The organism is Boudabousia liubingyangii, assembly GCF_001907245.1.
GTDB classification, from domain to species: domain Bacteria; phylum Actinomycetota; class Actinomycetes; order Actinomycetales; family Actinomycetaceae; genus Boudabousia; species Boudabousia liubingyangii.
In genome coordinates, this window is record NZ_MQSU01000003.1 from 200,735 (window position 1) to 220,237 (window position 19,503).

Here is a 19,503-nt window from a genome sequence, read left to right on the forward strand (position 1 = left end):
TTGATCCGCCCCGCAGGTTCTACCTAGCGGGGCGGATCTGTTTTTAGGACGCAACTAACGTCCTTTTTAGGATGTGAACTATCGGGCTAGAAAAAGGTTCTCTACTTGGTCCTCAGTTTGTAAGCCCGGTGGTACATGCTGATCAGTTGATGCAGGCAGTAGTCAAAATCGTATTCCGCCGGCATGGTCATATGGGCTCGCTCCTGCTCTAGTCGGGCTTTGGGTCGGGCTAACCAGTAATCAATGCGCTTGGCTAGGGCGCGCGGACGGCGGGCCGGGAAAATACTTTTTGGACTCATTGCAAACTGACTGGTCGCCGACAGCCTAGCCTTGGCAATGATTGGCGTGACCCCGCAATAGAGGGCCTCAAGGCAAGAAAGACCTTCAACTTCAATATAGGCAGAGTGAATGTATAGGTCTGCTGCGATTGCCAGATCAGCAAGCTCGTCATGGGGTAGAAATACGAAGTCTACGGGCTGCGTTAAAACCCCTTCTTTGAGAAGCTTATCGGCAAGCTTTTCCAGTTTCTTTTGCATGGGGCCGCGTCCGGCCAAAATAACCTTTAGTTGTTTCGAATAGCGACTGTAACGCAGTGCCTTAAGCAGTGTGATTTGGTCTTTTTCTTTCGAGAGTCGACCAATACTGGCCACCTGGTAGATGGGCTTCTTGGTATTAACATGCAGGAATGATTGGGCAGCTTCCAGCAGTTCGGTAGTTTTGGACTGAAGCGCTAAAGCTGGGGGAGGGTATGTCAGGTTCTGCGTGTGTTCGCGTTTTTCCTGGGCAGCAGTCACAAAAGCTGGGTCTAAATGTAAGCCATTGGAGATTACTTCCAAGCGGGCTTTAAAGCCTTTTCTTTGTAGTCGCTCTTTAACATTGCGCGAAGGACATTGCACAATGTGGCAGCGATCGAAAACCTGCCGTTTCCACCAGCCTAAAATTATTCGATTTAGGGTGCGCAGTCCGTCAAGGTTTACGCTGGCGGTAAGGTTTTCTGGGTGGATGTGGTAGGTTCCAACCACTGCTTTACCTAGTTTACGCGCCCACCAGCCGGCAGCCGCCTGTAGGGTAAACGGTTCTTCTAGGTGTACGACGTCAGCCCATTCGACTGCTTTCTTAATCTGTCGGGGCCTAATCCCGGCAAAAGCGTATCCCTGAGATTTAATCAGGCGGTTGACAATGGGTATTCGCAGGTTAGGAAGATAGTAGTCAGGTTCGCCGAGGTCGGTGTGGGCACCAGATTTTGGACCGGCACTTAATACGCGTACCTCGTATCCGTGATCGCGCAAAGCGGCAATCACATTACGTGCAGAGGCACTAAGTCCATTGCCGGAAGTGTAGAGGTTGTTGATGACAAACAGAATTTTGAGGTTCTGTGGTCGCGTCTTTGCGTCTTGATCCATACCTTAGCTTAGCAGCTTCAGCGTAAGCTAAGGAACATCTTCTCTAGCTTCTTGGTATCTAGGGATTCGCCCGAGGGGTCAGCACGAAGACAGCTTTGCATGCTTTGCGCAATGATGGCGTAGCCGGCGCGATCAATAGCGCTTGATACGGCGGCAATCTGGGTGATGATCTCTTCGCAGGGGCGACCTTCTTCGATCATCCGGATTACAGCACTTAATTGACCGTTAGCCCGCTTTAACCGAGTTAGAGCGGGCTTAACGTCTTGAGGGTCTAATTCCATCGGCGGGATGGGTTCAGCGCCCGAACAGTCGAGAGAAAATTCCGCCATTGTTGGATTTATCAGCGTCGTTTCCGGATGACTTCTTTTCGTTGCAGGTGCAACGCTGGCTCTTGGGGACATTAGCCATGACCTGGTCGACGTGCTGGCCACAGCCAGCCCAGGTGGTCTTCTGGCATTTACGGCAGGTTACCGGACGGCACATAAGAAACTCCTTTTGTGGTGAGGGGCCTTCCTCTATCGGACTTTTCGAGGGGCGCTGCTCACATATTATACCCCCGGGGGTATATGGTCAAGGGTGGGAAAAACTTTATGACGCGGAATTGTTTAATAGAGATTCAATCTCTTTTGTGAGGGATGAAGGCTTAGTTGTGGGGGCAAAGCGATCCGCTACCTCTCCGTTGCGGCCGATTAGGAACTTAGTGAAGTTCCATTTGATTACGTCCCCCAGAATCCCGCCTTTTTGGTCGCGTAGCCACTTCCAAAGCGGGTGGGCGTCGGCTCCATTGACGTCAATTTTCTGGAACATCTGGAATTGTACGCCGTAGTTAAGCTGGCAAAACTCTGAGATTTCTTCGCTGCTGCCAGGTTCCTGTTTTCCGAACTGATTGCAGGGGAATCCAAGAATCCGTAGACCTTGCTCAAAGTACTGTTCGTGTAGTTGCTGTAGTTCTTCAAGCTGGGGAGTGAAGCCACATTTGCTGGCGGTGTTAACGACTAGGACGACTAATCCTTGGTAGTCAGACATAGAGATTTCGGAACCGTTAAGGGCAGTGGCGGAAAAATCGTAGAAAGTGCTCATAGGGCAATCATAGCTGAGTGGTTGTTGGTCCCCGCAGGTGGGGTAGGAAAAGCTTTGGCCCACCGATCAGAAAATTACCGGTGGGCCAAATAGCTTGATTAGAAGGTTGGTGTTTGGATTAACGCTTAGAAACGAAAATCCCCACCGCGCTGACAACCAATAGGATCGACGCGACAATGTACATGTAGAAGCCGGCACCAAAGTTAAACTTGAAAAGTGTGTGGCCGCTTAGCATTCTCATTTCGTTCATGGTGTAAAGGCCACCAGCAATAGCTACGAAAGCTGATACCGACACGGCTGCAATTCGATTCGACTCTTTGCGGCTGCCAAGTGAAATCAAGCCTAGCACTGCTGAGATTACGAAGCCGGCGCCGATAAGTTTGCCATCCAGCCCCTCGTAATAAGCGGCCCATTGGCTGCCAGAAACGACGAAGGGTAGGAAGATGCTAAGAAGGCCAAGTACTGCCGCTAAGCCAAGCAGTAGATAGGCCCAGTCGCTTACAGCATTGAAGGTGCTCTTCAAAATCTCGGGGTTAAAGCCCATCTTTTCTGCAGGGGTCAGTGGGCGTCCGGGATTGTAAGGCTGGCCGGGCTGCTGCAGTGATGGGTTCGGTTGCGTATAGGGTTGGCCGGGCTGCTGCAGTGATGGGTTTGGTTGCGTATAGGGCTGTGCGGGCTGCGGCTGCGCTTGAGCAGGAGTCCGACCCGGCTGAGGCTGAGCGGCCTCGGGACCCTGCGGGGGAAGGTCTTGTCCACCTTGAGGTGCCTGAGGGTCCTGCGGGTAGGAGGGGTAGTTGTTGTCTGACATTTTGTCTCCATTCATAGATTCCCGCTCTCAGTTTACCGATTGCGCCAGGGAAATGTGGAAGTTCTGGTTTATCGAAACCTTGTAATTTATAGATTCGACTTTTCCAATAGCGTCAGTAGACGTATGAAACAGTTGTTTAATAGCGGCCTCAAATAAGTTTTGGCCCACCGATTCCAAAGTTGAACCGGTGGGCCAAAGGGTCTCAGTAGGCGCTAGGTGTGATTAATCGAAATCAATCCGCTTAGCTTCAGCGCTTGATAAAGAAGGAGGCAATTCCGCCTGCTAGGAAGGCAAGAGCGGAAAGAACTAGTAGGAAGAAACCTCCACCTAGAGATACGCCAAAGCCGTGACCGACATTAGCTGCGCCGTTAGCGTTGGCAAGGTCAATAAAGCTAATTAGGCCAGTCAGTACCGCGACGACGCCGGTCGCGATACGCAGAGCAGTCTTACGGCTACCAAGTGATAGCAGACCTAGAACGCCAACTGCCACCAAGAAGAGCAAGATGATGAAGCCATCGGGACCCTGGATTAGAGAGAACGACATTGGGCCCACGCTAATGAAGGGCAGCAGGATACCTAGGAGTCCCAATACCACTGCACCGGCAAGGGTAAGGTAGTGCCAGTCAAGCTTCGGGTCAAAGGATTCCTTGACGCGATCAAAAGAGAAGTTCAAGCCGCTACCCGGGGCCTTAGCTGCGGGCTGGCCGGGTGCATATCCACCGGCGGCCTGAGGGTATTGAGGCGCAGCCTGAGGGGTGGCCTGTGGGTATTGAGGGGCGGCCTGGGGCGCATCCACGCCCGGCTGCGGTACGGGCTGCTGAGCGGCCTGCTGGACAGGTTCCGGCATGGGCTGGGCGACCGGCTGCTGAGCCTGGAATTCCGACTGTCCTGCCGGGGCCTCTGGCTGCTGAGTCGGGAATTCGGGCTGCTGTGCTTGGAATTCGGGCTGCCGTGGAGCGGCCGAAACAGCGGGTTCTTGAGGGGCTTCTGGAATTGGGTTTTCACCAGGGTTCTGATCTGGAACAGGAATCTGGTTATCTGACATGTTTCCTCCGTAAGTTGTAGTGCCAGACATATCATAGTCCGTAAAGGGAGAGTAAACCAGAGTAAATATGCCGGATTTCTTAATGTGCTTTTTAACGGTTACTCTAGGGGAAACTCTTTTAAGGACGACTTCTTCGGATAGGTGAAGGTGAATGGCTGATTCAACGCAGCTTCGGTTTGTGGACGCTTGCGGCAGTGACGCCCGCTTGGGGGAGGGTCTGATTGTGGGGTGTCAACAGGTTCGCCAGCAGGTTTTCGTGGGAGAGCAGGGCGTGAGTCTAGACCTAGAGATTGATGGGCGGGATCCGCTTCCTTCCACCCACCACCTATTGGCTTTGGAACTTGGTTTGGAACCGACTGATTCGCTAGAAGACTTGGAGGCTCTAAGCTCAGGAAAACCGGTTGGTACGGGCCGCCTGTTACTGGATTCGGCCCACCCCGGTAGTGTCCACTTAGGGCGTTTGGCGGTCCTTTCAGATTGGCGAGGTCGCGGCCTGGGTTCTGAGCTTTTGTCCCGTTTAGAGCAGATCGCCTTAAGGGAGTACGGGCGCTCTGAAGCGGGAACCCAAAGCGTTAAGGTGGTTTTGTCCGCTCAGCTTCAGGCCCTAGATTTTTATACCCAGCGGGGGTATATGCCGGTGCGGGAAGAAACCCATTTTGAAGCCGGGATTGAGCATCTAGAAGTGGCGAAAGTGCTGGCTCAATAAGCGAACGGAAGGATTCTGGGGGCGTTTAGGTGGGTGCCTAGTGGTTAATTTCTTCGTGTTCCGCGTGGTTCGCGGGTTCTAGCTGGAAGGTTGTGTGGCTCAGTTTTAGGTTGTGGTGGTGACGAGCGCACTCTTCGAGATTGTGTAGTAGCTGGGCTTGCTGCTCAATCGAGGTGGCGTTAGTGCCCACATGTGCTGTCAGCGCATAAATCCCAGTTTGAATTGTGGACACATGTAGGTCATGAACTGAGACCACATTGGGTAGTTCCAAAATGTGTTGGCGTAGTGCCTGCAAGTCTAACTGGCTGGGAGTGGCCTCAAGCAGAATCTGGACGGCACTGCGCAGCAGGGTAACGGCACGGGGAACCATTAGAACCACAATCAGAAGTGAAGCTATCGCGTCAATCCGTTGCCAGCCCCAAACCCAAGCTACCAGCCCGGCAATAACTACGGCCAGTGACCCAAAAGCGTCGTTCGCTACTTCAAGGAACGCCGCCTTCATGTTTAGGGAATCGTGCCGGCCACCGGAAAGAATCAGCAGTGAAATCACATTCGCTACCAAACCGATTACGCCAATGATGACCATTGGCTTGGGGTCTAGAGATTCTGGTTGGACCAAACGCCAAATCGCTTCCCAAGTAACCAGGGCGCTAATGATGATCAGCATACCGGCCTGGAGGGCGGCGGCTAAAACTTCGCTTCGTGCCCAACCCCAGGTATAACGGTCGCTGCGTGGCCGAAGCATTAATCGGGCCGCAATCAAGGCCACGATCAGCCCGGTCGAATCAACTGCCATGTGGCCGGCATCCGCTGCCAGCGCCAAGGACTGGGACCACCAGGCACCCACTAGTTCCGCCACTAAAATCACCAGCGTGACCAAAAGTGCCCACATTAAACGTCGGGCCGAAGCGTGCGTATGGGAATGAGTGTGCCCGTGCGAATGTCCGCCCTGCTGTGGGGAGTGCTGGTGATCGTGGGAAGTAGTCACTAATAGCCTTTATGGGGAAAGTGAAAGGGGTTAAAAAGAAACCTGGGGACTTGGGGCTACCAAGCCCCCAGGGGAGCAAAAACCTAGGGTTTCCTAGGTGTTAGCGCTTTAGGCTCAGTTTTCTTCAGCTAGGAAGAATTCGGCCTCGACCTCAACTGAGGCGTCTAGCGGTAGAGCGGCCATGCCCACGGCAGAGCGAGCGTGATCCTGACCGAAAACCTGGGCGAATAGTTCGGAAGCGCCGTTAATAACGGCAGCCTGGCCGAAGAAGTCGGGCTTGGAAGAAACGAAACCAAGGACCTTAACGACGCCACCTAGACGGTCAACGCCGCCGGCTACCTGAGCGGCAGCGGCAATGGCGTTCAGGGCGCAAGCCTGAGCGGCAGCAGCAGCGTCTTCTACGGAAGCGCCGCCTTCGCCAACGGCACCGGTGGAAACTAGGTTGCCGTCCTTGAGGGGCAGCTGGCCGGAAGTGCGTACGACGCCGCGGTCCATGATGGCGGGGGTGTAGGCGGCTACGGGCTTAGCAACCTCGGGTAGTTCTAGGCCTAGTTCAGCAAGCTTTTCAGAGGGTTTCGTCATGATTTTCCTTCAATCTTATTCGGTTACGTGGCCAGTCTTGGGCACGAAAGCTGTCGGGATTAAGTCTAACTTTTGGGCCTTGGGGAAAGCTAGTGAATTTGCGGGATTTCACCCTTAGGTAGTGTGATTTCCGAGGGGGTTTGGGCGCCTATTGGGTGGGGTGACGCTAGGGGGGATGGTGACGCCAGGGGAGTGAGGATGGTGATGCTGGGGGATTGGGGATGGTGACGCTAGGGGAGTGGGGGGAACAGGCTTGACGCCTTACTGTGCTACCTGTATTATCTGTAGTAATACAAGTAAGGAGGTGTGAAGATGATTCTAGAACTCGACGAATACAGCGAAGTTCCCATCTTCCAACAAATTCACGACCAGATCGTCTTCGGCATTGCTCGCGGTGAGCTCCCACCCGGAACCGCACTGGCCTCCGTCCGCTCCCTAGCCATGGACCTAGCAATCAACCCAGCCACGGTCAAAAAAGCCTACGACCTTCTAAAAGCCGAGGGGGTCATTGCCACCACCCGTCGTGACGGTTCCGTGGTCATCGAACCCGGACAAGCCACCCCCGAACAGGTAGCCCAACTAGAAGGCGACCTGAAAGTGAGCCTAGCGCGCGCCCTCGCCCAAGGAATGGACTCGCAGGCCACCAAAGAAATCTTCCAAAACGTCCTCAACCAATTCCGTCCCGCGAACTAGTAGCGGCCGCACTTTTAGAAAGGAATCAACATGACTTTCAGCATCATCATTGCGGTAACCATCCTATTGATTGCTACGGTTATGCACTTTTTGCCCGCATACACTCCGGTCGATGCTCCCCTAGGGGTGAGCGTTCCGGCTAGCCGACGGGAAGACCTGGTAGTTTTGGCGGCCTGGCAACGCTTCCGAAAGATCAATGCCGTCAGCGCCGTCGCACTGTTAGTGATCACCGTGATCCTAGGGGTAACGGGGCATGAACTTATCAATATTGCCTGGATCTATCTTCAGATCGGCGTGGTGTTCTATAACTGGATTAGCACTCGGAAACTGATCCAGAAAGCCAAAACAGTGCAGGGTTGGTACCAGGAGGTACACACTGCGCTGCGTGGCTCCACCGACGCGGGTAAGCCCCTGAATGTGCTGGATCCAATCCCCGTTCCCTGGTGGGGCTTTATTACCTCGATTGTGCTCAGCGCGGCCTTCGCGCTACTGCTGTGGTGGCGCTGGGCTGATATTCCCCAAAGCTACCCCTCCCACTGGGGCCCGGATATGCAGCCGGACGCCTGGACCCAAAAGAGCGTGCTAGGGGTCTCGGCGGGCGTAATAATTGCCCTCTTATTTAACTTCCTAATGCTGGCCGTCACCATGATTCCCTGGTACGGGCGGATCAACCTGCGAAGCACAAACACTCCGCTGGGGCGGGCTCGACTACAATCCCAAATGGAAATGACCCAAAGCCTAATGGGTGGCCTAATGATCCTACTGACGATCCTCCTAGCCCCCATGGCCCTGGCACCGCTAGAGACGGTTTCCTACTATCAGGTCTACCTGATCATTGGGGCCCTAGTACTGCTGGCAATCTACTTGGTGCTCACCTATGTGTTGATTGGGCGGGCCGGTAAAGCCGCCGAGGCTGAAGTAACCCAGGCTCTGGGAGATGCTGCGACCCAACCCCAGTGGGAAATCCCCGACCGGGACCGCTTCTTCAAAATGGGTATGTTCTACTACAACCCGGAAGACCCGGCCCTATTCGTAGAAAAGCGCAGCGGAGTATCCGTAGATTTTAACTACGGTAACCGTCGCTCCTGGTGGTTCGTGGGAGGGATCCTGCTGCTGATCGTAGCAATGTCGGTTATTCCGTCGGTGACGCTGGGATAATCGTGGACCGTCCGGGAACCTAGGGTACTCGTGACCTTGCGTGAACCCTAGGGTGAGCGAACAACAGAACAGACTAAACTGGCTGGGCCTGTCGCCTTAACTGGCGGCGGGCCCACCATTCACGTAGGAAACAAACGCCTAGGGCCAGCCCCCACAGGGACATTAAGATCAAACCTTGCACCAGCATGGACCAGATGCCGGGCAGGGGATTAGCAATGGCAGCAAAGGTAAAAGCGGTCATAATGGCCGCGCGCCAATAAGAGAGAATCGTGCGGGCTGACAAGACCCCAACGAAGTTCAGAAGCACCAAAACTAGGGGCACTAGGGCAGAAATCCCGAAGAGGATCACCACCGCCATATAAAAGCGCAGATAGGCGTCCGCCTCCAGTAGCAGGGCGCCACCGGTGGGGGTGAAAGTTGAAAGCACCCGGACTGCTCGGGGTGCAGTCCAGGCACCAAGGACCGAACCGGCAGCAAATAGAACCAGTGCCGCCCCTAGGAAGGACCAAAAATAGAGTTTTTCGCGCCGCAGTAAACCGGGCGCCACAAATAGCCAGAGCTGCGCAATCCACCAGGGGGCGGAAATCAGTGCCCCCGCCCAGAGGGCCACGCGAAGGTGCAGGTCGAAGGCAGCTCCGACAGTAGTGAAAGAGAGGATTCCGCCGGACTGCGCCAGCGGTTTAAACATGAAGGCAACTAGCGGATCAAAAACGAACCAGCCGGCAATCGCGCCCATCAGCAGTCCTAGGACTGCCCAAAGTAGTCGCTTACGCAGCTCCGCCAGATGTTCCAGCAGTGTCATTTGCGCTGGCAACGGAGGCGTTGTTGTCGTCATCAGATAGTTCCCGAACTTCCTTCTTCAAAATCTTAAGAGACTGACCAATGGAACGAGCCACCTCTGGGAGCTTGGGTGCCCCAAAGATGATCAGTGCGATCAGTAGCAGAATAAAAATGTGTGATGGCCTCATAGTTGAGCCTCCTGTTTTTCTAATTGTTTCTTGGTCATGTCAGAACCCAAAGTGGCCCATGAGTCTAATTCGGAATGAAGCTCTTGCTGGACCTGACTAAAAGCCTGGAAGGTCTCACCCTGCGGTCCCAGCTCGGAAGAAAGCTCCGGATTCAAAAGCTGTGCCTCCTGCGCCACCCGCTGCCTAGTAGCGGCCGAAAAATCGCGCAGGGTAGCCAAGGAAGAGCGGATCCAAGCCAGCCCAGCCGCCAACTGTTGCGGCCCAAAAATCAGCAGCGCCAAAACCAGCAGCACGCCGGCCTCGGCCCAATTAATGCCAAAAAACTCCAACTTGGATCCCCCTTCCTTTATCGATCTAAGTCGGCTAAATCAACGAATTCAGCAGTGCTAGCTTGGTGCCAACTCACCTATCAGTGACTGAATTGCCAGCGACTAACTTCGCAGTGACTAGCCCAGCAATAACTAACCCAGCAGTGACTGCCCCACATACTCCTGGCCCTGACCCAAACCCGGAGGCATGATGTACAGGCCCGAAGCAATATGCTGCAGGTACTCGGTCATTGCGTCACCCACCATGCGCCGAAGCACCGGCACAAAGTTAGTCTGCGGGTCACGCACGTAAGCAATGAAGAACAAGCCACCCTCTAGGCGACCCAGCTTGTCATTGCCCTCCATGTAGTTATAGCCGCGACGCAGCATGCGTGCGCCGTTATTGTGGGTCGGATGCACCACAGCCACGTGCGAATCCTCAGGGATTAGCGGCTGCCCATCCGGGCCCTTCTTCTCAAAATCAGGGGCGGTAAACTCATCTCCACCCGAAAGCGGAGCGCCTGTGATCTTATCGCGGCCAATGATGGCTTCCTGCTCAGAGAGGATTAGTTCGTCCCAAACCTCCATGAACTGCTTAATCTTACGCACGCACAGGTACGAACCGTTAGCGGCCCAGTCGCCACCAGAGTCGCCCGGCTGGATCCAGAGGTGCTGGTTGAGCTGGGCGTCGCCGTCCTCGGCCTTAATATTCGAGGTACCGTCCTTGAAACCGAACAGGTTACGCGGGGTTTTCTGCGCGGTCGAGGTCGAGGAAGTACGCCCGTACCCCAGCTGGGACCACTTTAACGAGGCCGTGCCGAACCCAATACGGGTCAGGTTATGGATGGCATGTAGGGCCACCATGGGGTCCTCGGCGCAGACCTGGATAATGATGTCGCCATCGCAGGCTTCCGGGTCCAGCTTTTCTGCGGCCATGCGCGGAATCCCGGCCTTTAGGGGCTCGGGCATGCGGTTGGCAATCCCGAAGCGGTCCTTGCCATCATCCGTGAGGAACAGGGTCCGACCAAAACCGAAGGTGACGGTCAGCGCGGCCGGGCCCAAATCGCCAGTCTCACCCGTGTCATCCGGGGGCACGTCCTTAAAGGTCTTATAGGGACGAATCAGATCCCCGTGCATCATGCGTTCGGCAGCTAGCGTCCACTCTTTGAGCAGGCGAATCAGGGATTCCTTGCGATCGGTGGTTACCGTGTAGGCTGCGGTGTGCATCTGCTGCGGCTGCGGGGTCAAAATCCCCGGCTGGTACTTGCCGCGCAGCGGGTAGCTGATCTGCATAATGTCCGGCTGTACCGGAGCCTTCGCGATCCCGTAGGAACGGCCGGTCGCGAAACCGCCGGCAGCGCCTACCCCCAGGCCGAGGGCGGCTAGGGCCCCGGAGCCGATGAGCATGCCACGACGCGAAATCCGGTACATGGCGGCCTTCCCGCTCAGGTCCGAGTTGGCACCGTTTTCGTGGTGGGCGGGACACTTTTCTGCAGAACCCTGAGAATGCGGGTCAGCACCCGCGGCCTGCCCGTGTGCGGGACAGGTAGCGGGTGCTGCATTCGAGGGCTCGGGTTGAGACTGAGCCTCTTTGGTCACTTTAGGATTGCCTCCGTGAGTTTAGCTAGCGGCTTGCGTAGGGCGTTAACCTTATCCGCTAGGTTCTTCTTTTGAGCATCATCGAGCTTGTCGTAGAAGCGGTAGCCGTCGCCTTCCTTCAACTTAGCTAGGGCGTCATCTAGGTCGGTGAAGCGTTCCTGGATTTCCTTAGCTAGTTCCGGATCCTTCTGCTTGGCTAGGGTTTCAATATTGCCAAAGGCCACCTGAGCGCCCTCGACGTTAGCCTTGAAGTCCCAGAGGTCAGTGTGGCTGAAGGCTTCTTCTTCACCACTGATCTTGGAGGTAGCGACCTCTTCTAGTAGGCCGATGGCACCGTTGGAGATGTCGGAGAGGCTGATCTTGAAGTCCGAAGCGTAAACGTAGTCGTAGAGCTTCTTGGTGTCAGCGTCTAGCTGGTTAGCTAGCTTGGTGGCTTCTTCCTTGGATAGGCCCTGGTAGCCTTCGGGACGCCAGAGGTCCTTTTCGAGGGCGTGCCAACCGGTCCACTGGCCCGGATCCTCAACGGTCTTACCGTCGTCGCCCTTTTCGCCCTTAGCGGCGGCGTCCTTTTCTTCCTGCCAGTCAGCTTCGCGCAGGTCTAGCATCGGGTCGATATCGCCGAACTGTTCTGCGGTCGGTTCGATGCGTTCGTAGTACATGCGGGCGGTGGGGTAGAGCTTCTTAGCTTCTTCGAGGTTGCCCGCGCGGACGGCGTCGGTGAAGGCCTTGGTGGCGGTCACTAGCTGGCCGGCCTGGTCACGGACGTAAGCGGTGTAGTTGGCAACGGCCTCTTCCTGGAGCTTCTTTTCGTCAGCGGAAACTTCGACCTTCTTGCCGGAGTCGGTGACCTTGAAGGCGGCGGTGCCCACTAGGGCGCCGACCATGTTGGTCTTGCAGGCGGTGAAGTAGTCGCCGGGCTCTAGGGTGAGGGTGTAGTCCACGGAGGTGCCGGGGCCTAGGTTTTCACGTTCACCCACGATGCGGAGCTTATCGTTGGCTAGGATTTCGAATTCGTTACGGACGGTGCCTTCGTTCTTTAGGGTGAACTTGACGACGCCGGAGGGGACTTCGGCTGCGGATACCTGGCAGGAATCATCCTTGATGGTAACGGTCAGGGCACCGGGTTCGGCACCGGCAGTAGCGGTCTTACCGTCGGTGGATTCGGCTTTTTCTTCAAAGGCAGAGCAGCCGGCTAGTCCGACAGATAGGACAGCAGCGAGCGCAGCGACTTTTGCGATCTTCATTTTGGGTTTGCCTCCTTAAAGGCTGGTTGGGGTTTTTCGGGTTTCCGAGGCCGCCACGGGGGCAACGATGGTTGCCTTCCGTTTTGGTTGCGACGTGGCCCGTCCACGACGCATAACGATTAGGAATACTGGTAGGGCGATGCCCACGTAGAGGCACCAGGCGATGACCTGTAGGGCGGTCGGGGCGAGCTGCACATTGAACATGGCTTCAAGGATTGCCCACCACCAGGAGTTGGGGGAGATGACGGAGTAAACCGACTGGGAGAGGTCGTATAGGGCCACGCCGTGACCGGGCAGAATATTGGCTTCCTGTAGGTCACCAATACCGTAAGAGAGGATCCCGGCGGCCACGAAGATAAGAAGGAAACCGGTGAGTTTGAAGAAGAGGCGCAGGTTGATCTGACGGGAACCGCGGTAGACCAGCCAACCGACGAAGATGCCGGCGGCGATACCGGCCAGCATGCCTAGAGTGGGGATCCAGAAGGCGCTGGCGGCGCTGGACTGGATGGTGGCCATGACGAAGAGGGCGGTTTCTAGGCCTTCTCGTCCGACCGAGAAGATGGCGAGCCAAACAATGGCCCAAGAGGAACCGGTGGCTAGGGCTTTACCGGCGGCATTTTTGACTTCACCGGAAAGGTCTGAGGCTTTGGCAGTCATCCAGAACATCATCCAGGTGACAAAAGCGGCGGCGATTAAGGATAGGTAGCCGCCCATGGCCTCTTGGGCTTCCTGTTTCATGGTGAAGCGGGACCAGGTTAGGTAGGCGCCACCTAGTAGGGGAATGGCGGTCGCGGCGGCGACGCCGGCCCACATCTTGGGGAGGATGTCTTTGCGTCCGGCTTTGACTAGATAGGCGACTAGGATGCCTACGACTAGTGAAGCTTCTACGCTCTCACGCAGGGCGATGACGAAGTTTCCGATGAACGCGTTGTAGTACATGCAGCTCCATTTCACGGTTTGTGCCGGGGCACTGAACGGGGTTTTTGACCGTTTTCGGTGGCTGCCTGAGGGGGTATTAGGTCCCTTAGACTATCCTAAGTTAGGTCTACATAACCTAGCTGTCAATATATGTGACACGAATGTTGCCTAATTTCACTTTTGTTAATTTTTTCTAACTTAAGTCCTAAAAAGTTGTGACAATTTGTCAGAAAAACGATTTTTTGGCTATTTTCGGCACGAAATTGGTCTCAAAATCTGGTCATCAGAACTTAGGTACTGCTAGCCTCGTAGGTATGTTCGTATCGAAGTGTCCAAGAAATCAAAAGGCTCGACTCCTAGAAGTACCCGTTGAGCCACGTTATCGACTTCGCCTACAAGAACTTGGCCTACGCCCAGGCGTCGAATTCACGGTGGTAAACCGATCTGCCTTTGGGGGAGTAGTCCTAAATGTACACGGAGCCCGCGTGGCCGTTGACGCCCGTACCGCGAAAAAACTACTAGCCGAACCCATCAAAACTGAACCGGTGGAAGAGACCACCGAAGCGACCTCGTCAGCTAGTGCGAAAACCACTCTAAAACCGGCACTCGCCTAAAACGTGCCCACAAAATAAACCCCAAAAATAGACAAATCTGAGGATTCCAATGTCTTGCCCAAAGTGCGCCCCAAAATCTAATACCGCCACCCTGCCAGCGCCCTGCGTGAAGCAAAGTGGAGGCCAGCCCACCGTAGTGCTGGTCGGTAACCCAAACGTTGGAAAATCAACCCTCTTTAATGCCCTAACCGGCTCAAAACAAAAGGTCGTAAACGCTCCGGGCACCACCGTCGACGTGATGGAAGGTCGGATCGCCTCCCTGAATGCGCGCCTCCTAGACCTGCCGGGCACCTACTCGCTAATCCCCGAAAGCCTAGACGAAGAGGTAGTCACCGAAACCCTAGCCGGCAAACCCGGCTCCCTAACCGATATCGAAAACGGGCAACGCATCGACCTGGTCCTAGCGGTCCTCGATGCCACCGCCCTACGCCGCTCCCTCTACCTACTAGCGCAGGTCGCCCAGGCGGGCCTGCCAGTCGCCGCAGTAGTCACCCTAGCGGACGTCGTAGAGCACGAGGGTGAACACGTTGACCAGGATCGACTCTCCAACGCCCTAGGTATCCCTGTCCTAGTAGCTGACCCGCGCAAGAAGGGGGCTGCCGCCGACATTACCGAGTTCATCCAGCAGAGCCTGGATAGCGCCCCGCGGGTACGTGGCGTTTACCCTGACCCGAATGCTCCGGGATACCGGGAACTAAATACTCGTCCGCAGCCGGGAAACGAACTGCCCGGTGGGTGCTGCAACCGTACCGCCCTAGCCCAGGACCGCGGTCGACCCACGGGCCCCGATCAGCTAGAACTACTACCGATCGAACCCAGCGGGATGGCCGACCCAGAAGCTGAGCAGCGCGCCCAGGCAACCCAGCGAGCCGCCGCCATCTTCGACTGGGTAGAAGCTCTCAGTGCCGGCCTAGAGAACGACACCCCGGCAGAGGTTAAGCCCTCCCGTTCGGATAAGATCGACCGATTCTTACTGCACCCGCTGGTGGGCATCCCCTTCTTCTTTGCCCTGATGTACCTGCTGTTCAAGATTGCTGGTGAATGGGTAGGCCCAGTGCAAGACTGGTTCGACGCACTGTTCAGCGATGACTCAGAAGGCGCCTGGTCGCTAGCGAACCTGACTTCGCACGGCTTAGCGGCAATCGGCGCCGACGGTGGCTGGCTAGAGCACCTACTAGTCGGCGGTGTCTGCACCGGCTTGGGCGTAGTGGCCTCTTTCGTGCCGCTCATGGCCGTTATCTTCCTAGCAATCTCCATCCTTGAAGACAGTGGCTACATGGCCCGTGCCGCCTTCCTGGGTGACCGTGTGATGCGCTCACTGGGTCTAGATGGCCGCGTAATCCTGCCCTTCATTATGGGATTTGGTTGCAACCTACCAGCCCTAGCAGGCATCAAATCACTGCCTTCTGCCCGCCAGCGCATCGTCTCCACCCTGTTGATTCCCTACACCTCTTGTGCCGCCCGCCTGACCATCTACCTGATGGTGGCCCGCATCTTCTTCCCCGATAACGTGGGCACGGTGGTCTTTGGCCTTTACGCAGTATCCATCCTGATGGTTGTTCTGGGTGCCCTTATCCTCAAGCCCTTCTTTGGCGGCTCCGGTCAGGCTCCGCTAATGCTGATCCTGCCGGCCTACCAAATGCCCCGCTACCTGGTACTGCTGCGCACCACGGTCATGCACGTGTGGCAGTTCGTGAAGGGTGCTGGCGCGACCATCGTGGCCATGACCCTGGTGGTGTGGCTAATGGCCGCTATCCCCATGGCGGGTGACTACAAGTTCGCGGACGAAATCCCCATGTCGGATTCCCTCTACGGACGTACCGCCCAGGTCCTAGAACCGGTCTTTGAGCCGGCCGGCTTTGGTGAATGGCATATGACCGGTGCATTAATGACCGGCTTCGTCGCGAAAGAAACCGTGGTCTCTTCGATCGTTACCTCTTACGCCCTAGACCCTGAGGTCGATGGCGGCGACGCCGAGGACAACGGCGAGGACTTGGGTAAGCTACCCGAACTAGTGAACGCCTCCTTCCAAAAGTCGGCTCCGGAAGCACCCCGTTTGGCGGCAATCGCCTTCTTGATCTTTGTGCTTACCTACACGCCCTGTCTGGCCACAGTCGCCGAACAGGCCCGACAAATCGGCTGGAAGATGACCACGGTTGCGGTAATCGCCCAGCTGGTCATCGCGTGGCTGCTAGCGGTGGGTGTCTTCCAAATCGGTAAACTATTTGTCTGATGACCCAGAACCTACCTGACCCTTCTTTCCCGCCAAAGGAGCGGCCCTTTACCCGGGAGGCCGCAGGTTTCCCACCAAAGGAACCTGCCTTATCGCGAAGGGGCTCTGCTCCCCAGAAGCGCCCCCAAGCGCCCTCGGCCCGAGTCTTAGAGGCAATGAAGCGCGGCGGAACAATTTCTGGGATTGCCGCGCGCGCGGGTGTCAGTGAAACCTTCGTGAAAGTCTTCGTGGATCAGCTTCAACGAGGGGGCGCCGCCGCCCACGCCAATAGCCTCTGCGCTTCCGGCCTAGGTGGTTGCGGTCCGGATGGGGCGGTCACGGTGGAGGCACGCTTACACTGTGCGGCCTGCCCGCTGCTCCGGAAATAGGATTGGCGAAGTCGGCCTCTGAGACTTATTGGGGTGAAGCTTTGCCGGCGTTTATCTTTGGTCGGTAGAATACTGATATGCCCGCAGATTACTTTTTTGCCCCCACTGATCACTGGGGAGATGACGTTCTTGGCGCCGGTTTCTATGCGCGTGCCCTGCCACTAGAACCTGACGAAGAGGGCGAGGTCGTAGCGACCCTAGTCCGGCATGATCCCGAAACTGACCCGGAGAAACTACCGGGTACCCCGGGGGAGCCCCGCTTTAACGTGCTCTACCTGCACGGCTGGAATGACTACTTTTTCCAAAAGGAACTGGCCAGGCATACAGCGCGCGCCGGGGGCGGTTTTTACGGACTGGACCTGCGGAAATATGGGCGCTCACTGCGCGAGTATCAGACCTTCGGATATGTGGATACCCTCGAGGTTTATGATGAGGATTTGCATGCGGCCCTCAAGGCGATCCGCGCTTACGACCGCGAACAGGGACGTGAGGCGCCGCTGCCGCTGGTGCTAATGGGCCACTCGACTGGTGGTTTGACGGCCGCTATGTGGGCGGATCGCCACCCGGGAGCATTGGCCGGTCTGGTATTGAACTCGCCCTGGCTGGAGCTGCAGACGGCGGCCTCGATTCGCGGGATTTCAACACCCATTGTGCAACAGGTGGCAGCCCGTAATCCCAAACGAGTATTACCCCTAGGGGGAGGCACTAACTTTTACGGAATGTCTTTGACCGGTTGGTTGGAATCTGACGGTCCGGTGCCCCCGGAATTGGCTGACTGGCCGGATGATCCTTCGGTTAAGGGGGGTTGGCAAACTAATGAGCTATGGAAGAATCCTCACGGGAACGCCACCAGAGCCGGTTGGTTCCATGCGATTATTTCTGCCCATGCGGTAGTGGCTGAAGGGTTGAATATTGACTGCCCCGTGTTTGTCGGTGCGTCCGTACAGTCTTCTTCTGGTGATGTGTGGCAGCCGATCATGCGTCGCCAAGATACCGTCCTAGATGTCCACGTGATTGCCTTGCGGGCCATTGGCTTGGGTCGCAATGTGCAGCTGGTTCGCTACGAATCGAAGCATGATATTACCCTGTCTGATCCGGAGGTTCGGATGGAGTTCTATCGTGACCTCTACCGTTGGTATGACGCTAACCTGCGCGATGAGCAGGGTCGAACCTTAGCTGCTGATGAACCGGCAGAGATTAAACTTTGCCCCTAGGGTTTTAGTGCCTGCACCTAGTTCTTTAGACGCGGTACTTCAGTGACGGCGACGCGAGGGGATTAGCATCCCGTGCGGGCTGGTCTCTGGTTTTGGTTCAACCGGAGCTGGGGTCTCATGGGCTAGTTCCTGGTTGATTTCATCGAGGGCGTCCGCTAGCGAGGGGCCTTCTAGGTCGAGGATGTGCCAGGTGCCCCAAGCGTCATCTTCCGGTTCTTCCCCTAGAGCCTCAAGTGCCATAGCTGGGGTGTAGGAAACTGCGCCTGCTTCGCCGTGGAGGGAGCCATCTAGCTGTAGCTGCACGGTTTCAACCTGACCCGAAACTAGAGCCACCAGCTCAAGGGGTTCACCCACGGAACGGGCGATCAGTGAGAGGGCGGTTTCGTCCCGATTTAGGGTCGGGGCTACCTTTTCTTCCGCCTGTGGTTCGCGGGTGCGACGACGGCGAGAGGGGAATGTGCGACGTCCCTGCGCTAGGGCTAGTTCATCTGAGACCCGATTTAGTGGTAGTGCCTGAGTGTCGGCGACCGGTTCGGTCGTGGCCTGGGGAGCCTGGGCAGAAACCGGGGTGTGGGTTTCCGTGTGGATTAGGGGAGTGTCCTCAGCTTCGAAGACCTTCGGCTCGCTTTCTTCTGAAGCTGGAACTGACTCCGGCACCTGCGGGGCCTGTGGGGCTTCCGGGGCAGCCTGTAAAGCTGGTGCTTCGGAAACCTCCTGGCCAGCGGGGAGTTCGGAAACTGAATCTGAACGACCACCTAACCAGAGTGGGCTGTAACCCCAGTAAGACTGAGATACCGGAGTAATCTCAATGAACTGGCGTCCATTGGACATCTCCCGCAAAGAAACCTCGTTAACTTCCATACCCGAGGAGGCTAGAACCTCCAAGGCGGGACGCACGTCCTCGTCAACCTGGGTGGTGACCACAATCAGACGCGGACCCGGGGAGCTATTGGCCGGTACCTGGGAGCGGAACTGAGCCAAGCTAGAGCTGAAAGCTGCTTGACCGCCGGGGTAGAGGGCGGAAAGTTCATTCCAGCCTAAGCCGCGAACCTCGTTCAAAGCTGCCAGGGAAGAAACCATCCGGGCAGAATCAAGGGTCTCAATTACTTGGATGGAAACGACCTGGCCAGAAGCGTCCAAGGCGATTAGGCGTGAGGGGTTACTGTCGCCCAGCCATTTAACGGGGAAGAAGGGGCGTTGAAGCAGATCAAGAACCTGTTCCCTTAAAGAGTGAAGAACTTCAGCAGAGATCCCGGAGGATACTGGCCGCCCGAACTGGGCAGGGAAAAAACGACCCTGATCGTACTCAAACAGTGCCATAAAAACAACTCCCCTAACTGTGCTTGCAAGCCGCGTTAGCCCCATTATTCCATGGAATTTTAGGCTGGTGAAGGGTACGCGCCCGAAAGGAAGCAGACTGGTTAAAAGAAGGTGCTAAAGGTGCGGGGAAAGAGAAGGTGCCTGTTAAAAATGTGAAAGTTGTGGTTAATGTTAACAATGTGAATATTGTTAAAAATGTGAAAACTGTTGTTTATGTGGTGAAAATTCGGTAGGCTAGGTTCGACTCTGGTCAA

Annotated in this window: 22 protein-coding genes; 7 read left to right on the forward strand and 15 right to left on the reverse strand. The window is 56.0% G+C overall.

Features of this window, described 5'->3' with window-relative positions; genetic code table 11:
- Positions 1 to 101: 101 nt before the first annotated feature.
- The 6 genes from BSR28_RS05545 to BSR28_RS05570 all read right to left on the reverse strand — a co-directional run bounded on the left by BSR28_RS05545 (position 102) and on the right by BSR28_RS05570 (position 4,336).
- Positions 102 to 1,403 carry a glycosyltransferase gene (locus BSR28_RS05545; RefSeq protein ID WP_073713575.1) on the reverse strand — a complete coding sequence of 434 codons (1,302 nt, stop codon included), beginning with the start codon at positions 1,401 to 1,403 and terminating at the stop codon, positions 102 to 104.
- Between the two features lie 17 nt (positions 1,404 to 1,420).
- Positions 1,421 to 1,732 (reverse strand): metal-sensitive transcriptional regulator, encoded by a 312-nt coding sequence (locus BSR28_RS05550; protein WP_233120617.1) that lies wholly within the window; start codon positions 1,730 to 1,732, stop codon positions 1,421 to 1,423.
- Entirely contained in the window at positions 1,698 to 1,886 is a 189-nt protein-coding gene (locus tag BSR28_RS05555) for a hypothetical protein (protein WP_073709359.1), read from the reverse strand. Before BSR28_RS05555 ends, BSR28_RS05550 begins: the two co-directional genes overlap by 35 nt.
- Before the next feature lie 105 nt (positions 1,887 to 1,991).
- The gene (locus tag BSR28_RS05560) at positions 1,992 to 2,483 is read right to left on the reverse strand and encodes a glutathione peroxidase (RefSeq protein ID WP_073709358.1); all 492 of its coding nucleotides are present in this window, start codon (positions 2,481 to 2,483) and stop codon (positions 1,992 to 1,994) included.
- 118 nt (positions 2,484 to 2,601) lie between these two features.
- Positions 2,602 to 3,291, reverse strand: coding sequence for a hypothetical protein (locus BSR28_RS05565; RefSeq protein ID WP_073713576.1), 690 nt, complete (start codon positions 3,289 to 3,291; stop codon positions 2,602 to 2,604).
- A 247-nt stretch (positions 3,292 to 3,538) separates the two neighbouring features.
- Positions 3,539 to 4,336 carry a hypothetical protein gene (locus BSR28_RS05570; protein WP_073713577.1) on the reverse strand — a complete coding sequence of 266 codons (798 nt, stop codon included), beginning with the start codon at positions 4,334 to 4,336 and terminating at the stop codon, positions 3,539 to 3,541.
- A 151-nt stretch (positions 4,337 to 4,487) separates the two neighbouring features.
- On the opposite strand from BSR28_RS05570, the gene BSR28_RS05575 reads away from it, so the two are divergent.
- Positions 4,488 to 5,042, forward strand: coding sequence for a GNAT family N-acetyltransferase (locus BSR28_RS05575; RefSeq protein ID WP_073713578.1), 555 nt, complete (start codon positions 4,488 to 4,490; stop codon positions 5,040 to 5,042).
- Positions 5,043 to 5,079: 37 nt separating this feature from the next.
- Here the strand turns inward: BSR28_RS05575 and BSR28_RS05580 are convergent, their stop codons facing one another.
- Both BSR28_RS05580 and BSR28_RS05585 read right to left on the reverse strand, forming a co-directional pair.
- Positions 5,080 to 6,030 (reverse strand): cation diffusion facilitator family transporter, encoded by a 951-nt coding sequence (locus BSR28_RS05580; RefSeq protein ID WP_073713579.1) that lies wholly within the window; start codon positions 6,028 to 6,030, stop codon positions 5,080 to 5,082.
- Between the two features lie 114 nt (positions 6,031 to 6,144).
- A complete protein-coding gene (locus tag BSR28_RS05585) occupies positions 6,145 to 6,612 on the reverse strand; it encodes a RidA family protein (protein ID WP_073713580.1) in 468 nt (155 codons plus the stop codon).
- A gap of 312 nt (positions 6,613 to 6,924) precedes the next feature.
- Here BSR28_RS05585 and BSR28_RS05590 point away from each other — a divergent pair, with 312 nt between their 5' ends.
- Complete coding sequence (locus tag BSR28_RS05590; RefSeq protein WP_073713581.1) at positions 6,925 to 7,305, forward strand: GntR family transcriptional regulator; 381 nt, start codon at positions 6,925 to 6,927, stop codon at positions 7,303 to 7,305.
- A 30-nt stretch (positions 7,306 to 7,335) separates the two neighbouring features.
- Positions 7,336 to 8,463, forward strand: coding sequence for a DUF5808 domain-containing protein (locus BSR28_RS05595; protein WP_073713582.1), 1,128 nt, complete (start codon positions 7,336 to 7,338; stop codon positions 8,461 to 8,463).
- A 73-nt stretch (positions 8,464 to 8,536) separates the two neighbouring features.
- On the opposite strand, the gene tatC is transcribed toward BSR28_RS05595, so the two are convergent.
- The 6 genes from tatC to efeU form a co-directional block, all read right to left on the reverse strand.
- Positions 8,537 to 9,265: a twin-arginine translocase subunit TatC gene (gene tatC, locus BSR28_RS05600; RefSeq protein ID WP_073713583.1), complete on the reverse strand. Its 729-nt coding sequence runs from the start codon at positions 9,263 to 9,265 to the stop codon at positions 8,537 to 8,539.
- Positions 9,231 to 9,431: a twin-arginine translocase TatA/TatE family subunit gene (locus tag BSR28_RS05605; RefSeq protein WP_073713584.1), complete on the reverse strand. Its 201-nt coding sequence runs from the start codon at positions 9,429 to 9,431 to the stop codon at positions 9,231 to 9,233. The genes tatC and BSR28_RS05605 overlap by 35 nt, the downstream gene beginning before the upstream one ends.
- A complete protein-coding gene (locus BSR28_RS05610; protein ID WP_073709348.1) occupies positions 9,428 to 9,760 on the reverse strand; it encodes a twin-arginine translocase TatA/TatE family subunit in 333 nt (110 codons plus the stop codon). The genes BSR28_RS05605 and BSR28_RS05610 overlap by 4 nt, the downstream gene beginning before the upstream one ends.
- 132 nt (positions 9,761 to 9,892) lie before the next feature.
- Positions 9,893 to 11,338 (reverse strand): iron uptake transporter deferrochelatase/peroxidase subunit, encoded by a 1,446-nt coding sequence (gene efeB, locus BSR28_RS05615; protein ID WP_233120618.1) that lies wholly within the window; start codon positions 11,336 to 11,338, stop codon positions 9,893 to 9,895.
- Positions 11,335 to 12,582: an imelysin family protein gene (locus BSR28_RS05620; protein WP_073713585.1), complete on the reverse strand. Its 1,248-nt coding sequence runs from the start codon at positions 12,580 to 12,582 to the stop codon at positions 11,335 to 11,337. Before BSR28_RS05620 ends, efeB begins: the two co-directional genes overlap by 4 nt.
- 15 nt (positions 12,583 to 12,597) lie before the next feature.
- Entirely contained in the window at positions 12,598 to 13,521 is a 924-nt protein-coding gene (gene efeU / locus BSR28_RS05625; protein ID WP_073709346.1) for an iron uptake transporter permease EfeU, read from the reverse strand.
- 293 nt (positions 13,522 to 13,814) lie between these two features.
- Between efeU and BSR28_RS05630 the strand changes: the two genes are divergently transcribed.
- The 4 genes from BSR28_RS05630 (at position 13,815) to BSR28_RS05645 (ending at position 17,929) form a co-directional block, all read left to right on the forward strand.
- Positions 13,815 to 14,114, forward strand: coding sequence for a FeoA family protein (locus tag BSR28_RS05630; RefSeq protein ID WP_073709345.1), 300 nt, complete (start codon positions 13,815 to 13,817; stop codon positions 14,112 to 14,114).
- Between the two features lie 106 nt (positions 14,115 to 14,220).
- Positions 14,221 to 16,347, forward strand: a complete 2,127-nt coding sequence (gene feoB / locus BSR28_RS05635; protein ID WP_331203663.1) for a ferrous iron transport protein B — start codon at positions 14,221 to 14,223, stop codon at positions 16,345 to 16,347.
- A complete protein-coding gene (locus BSR28_RS08950; protein ID WP_083563653.1) occupies positions 16,347 to 16,715 on the forward strand; it encodes a helix-turn-helix domain-containing protein in 369 nt (122 codons plus the stop codon). Before feoB ends, BSR28_RS08950 begins: the two co-directional genes overlap by 1 nt.
- A 77-nt stretch (positions 16,716 to 16,792) precedes the next feature.
- Positions 16,793 to 17,929 carry an alpha/beta hydrolase gene (locus BSR28_RS05645; RefSeq protein ID WP_073713586.1) on the forward strand — a complete coding sequence of 379 codons (1,137 nt, stop codon included), beginning with the start codon at positions 16,793 to 16,795 and terminating at the stop codon, positions 17,927 to 17,929.
- 39 nt (positions 17,930 to 17,968) lie between these two features.
- On the opposite strand, the gene BSR28_RS05650 is transcribed toward BSR28_RS05645, so the two are convergent.
- Positions 17,969 to 19,249: a hypothetical protein gene (locus BSR28_RS05650; RefSeq protein ID WP_073713587.1), complete on the reverse strand. Its 1,281-nt coding sequence runs from the start codon at positions 19,247 to 19,249 to the stop codon at positions 17,969 to 17,971.
- Positions 19,250 to 19,503 lie beyond the last annotated feature (254 nt).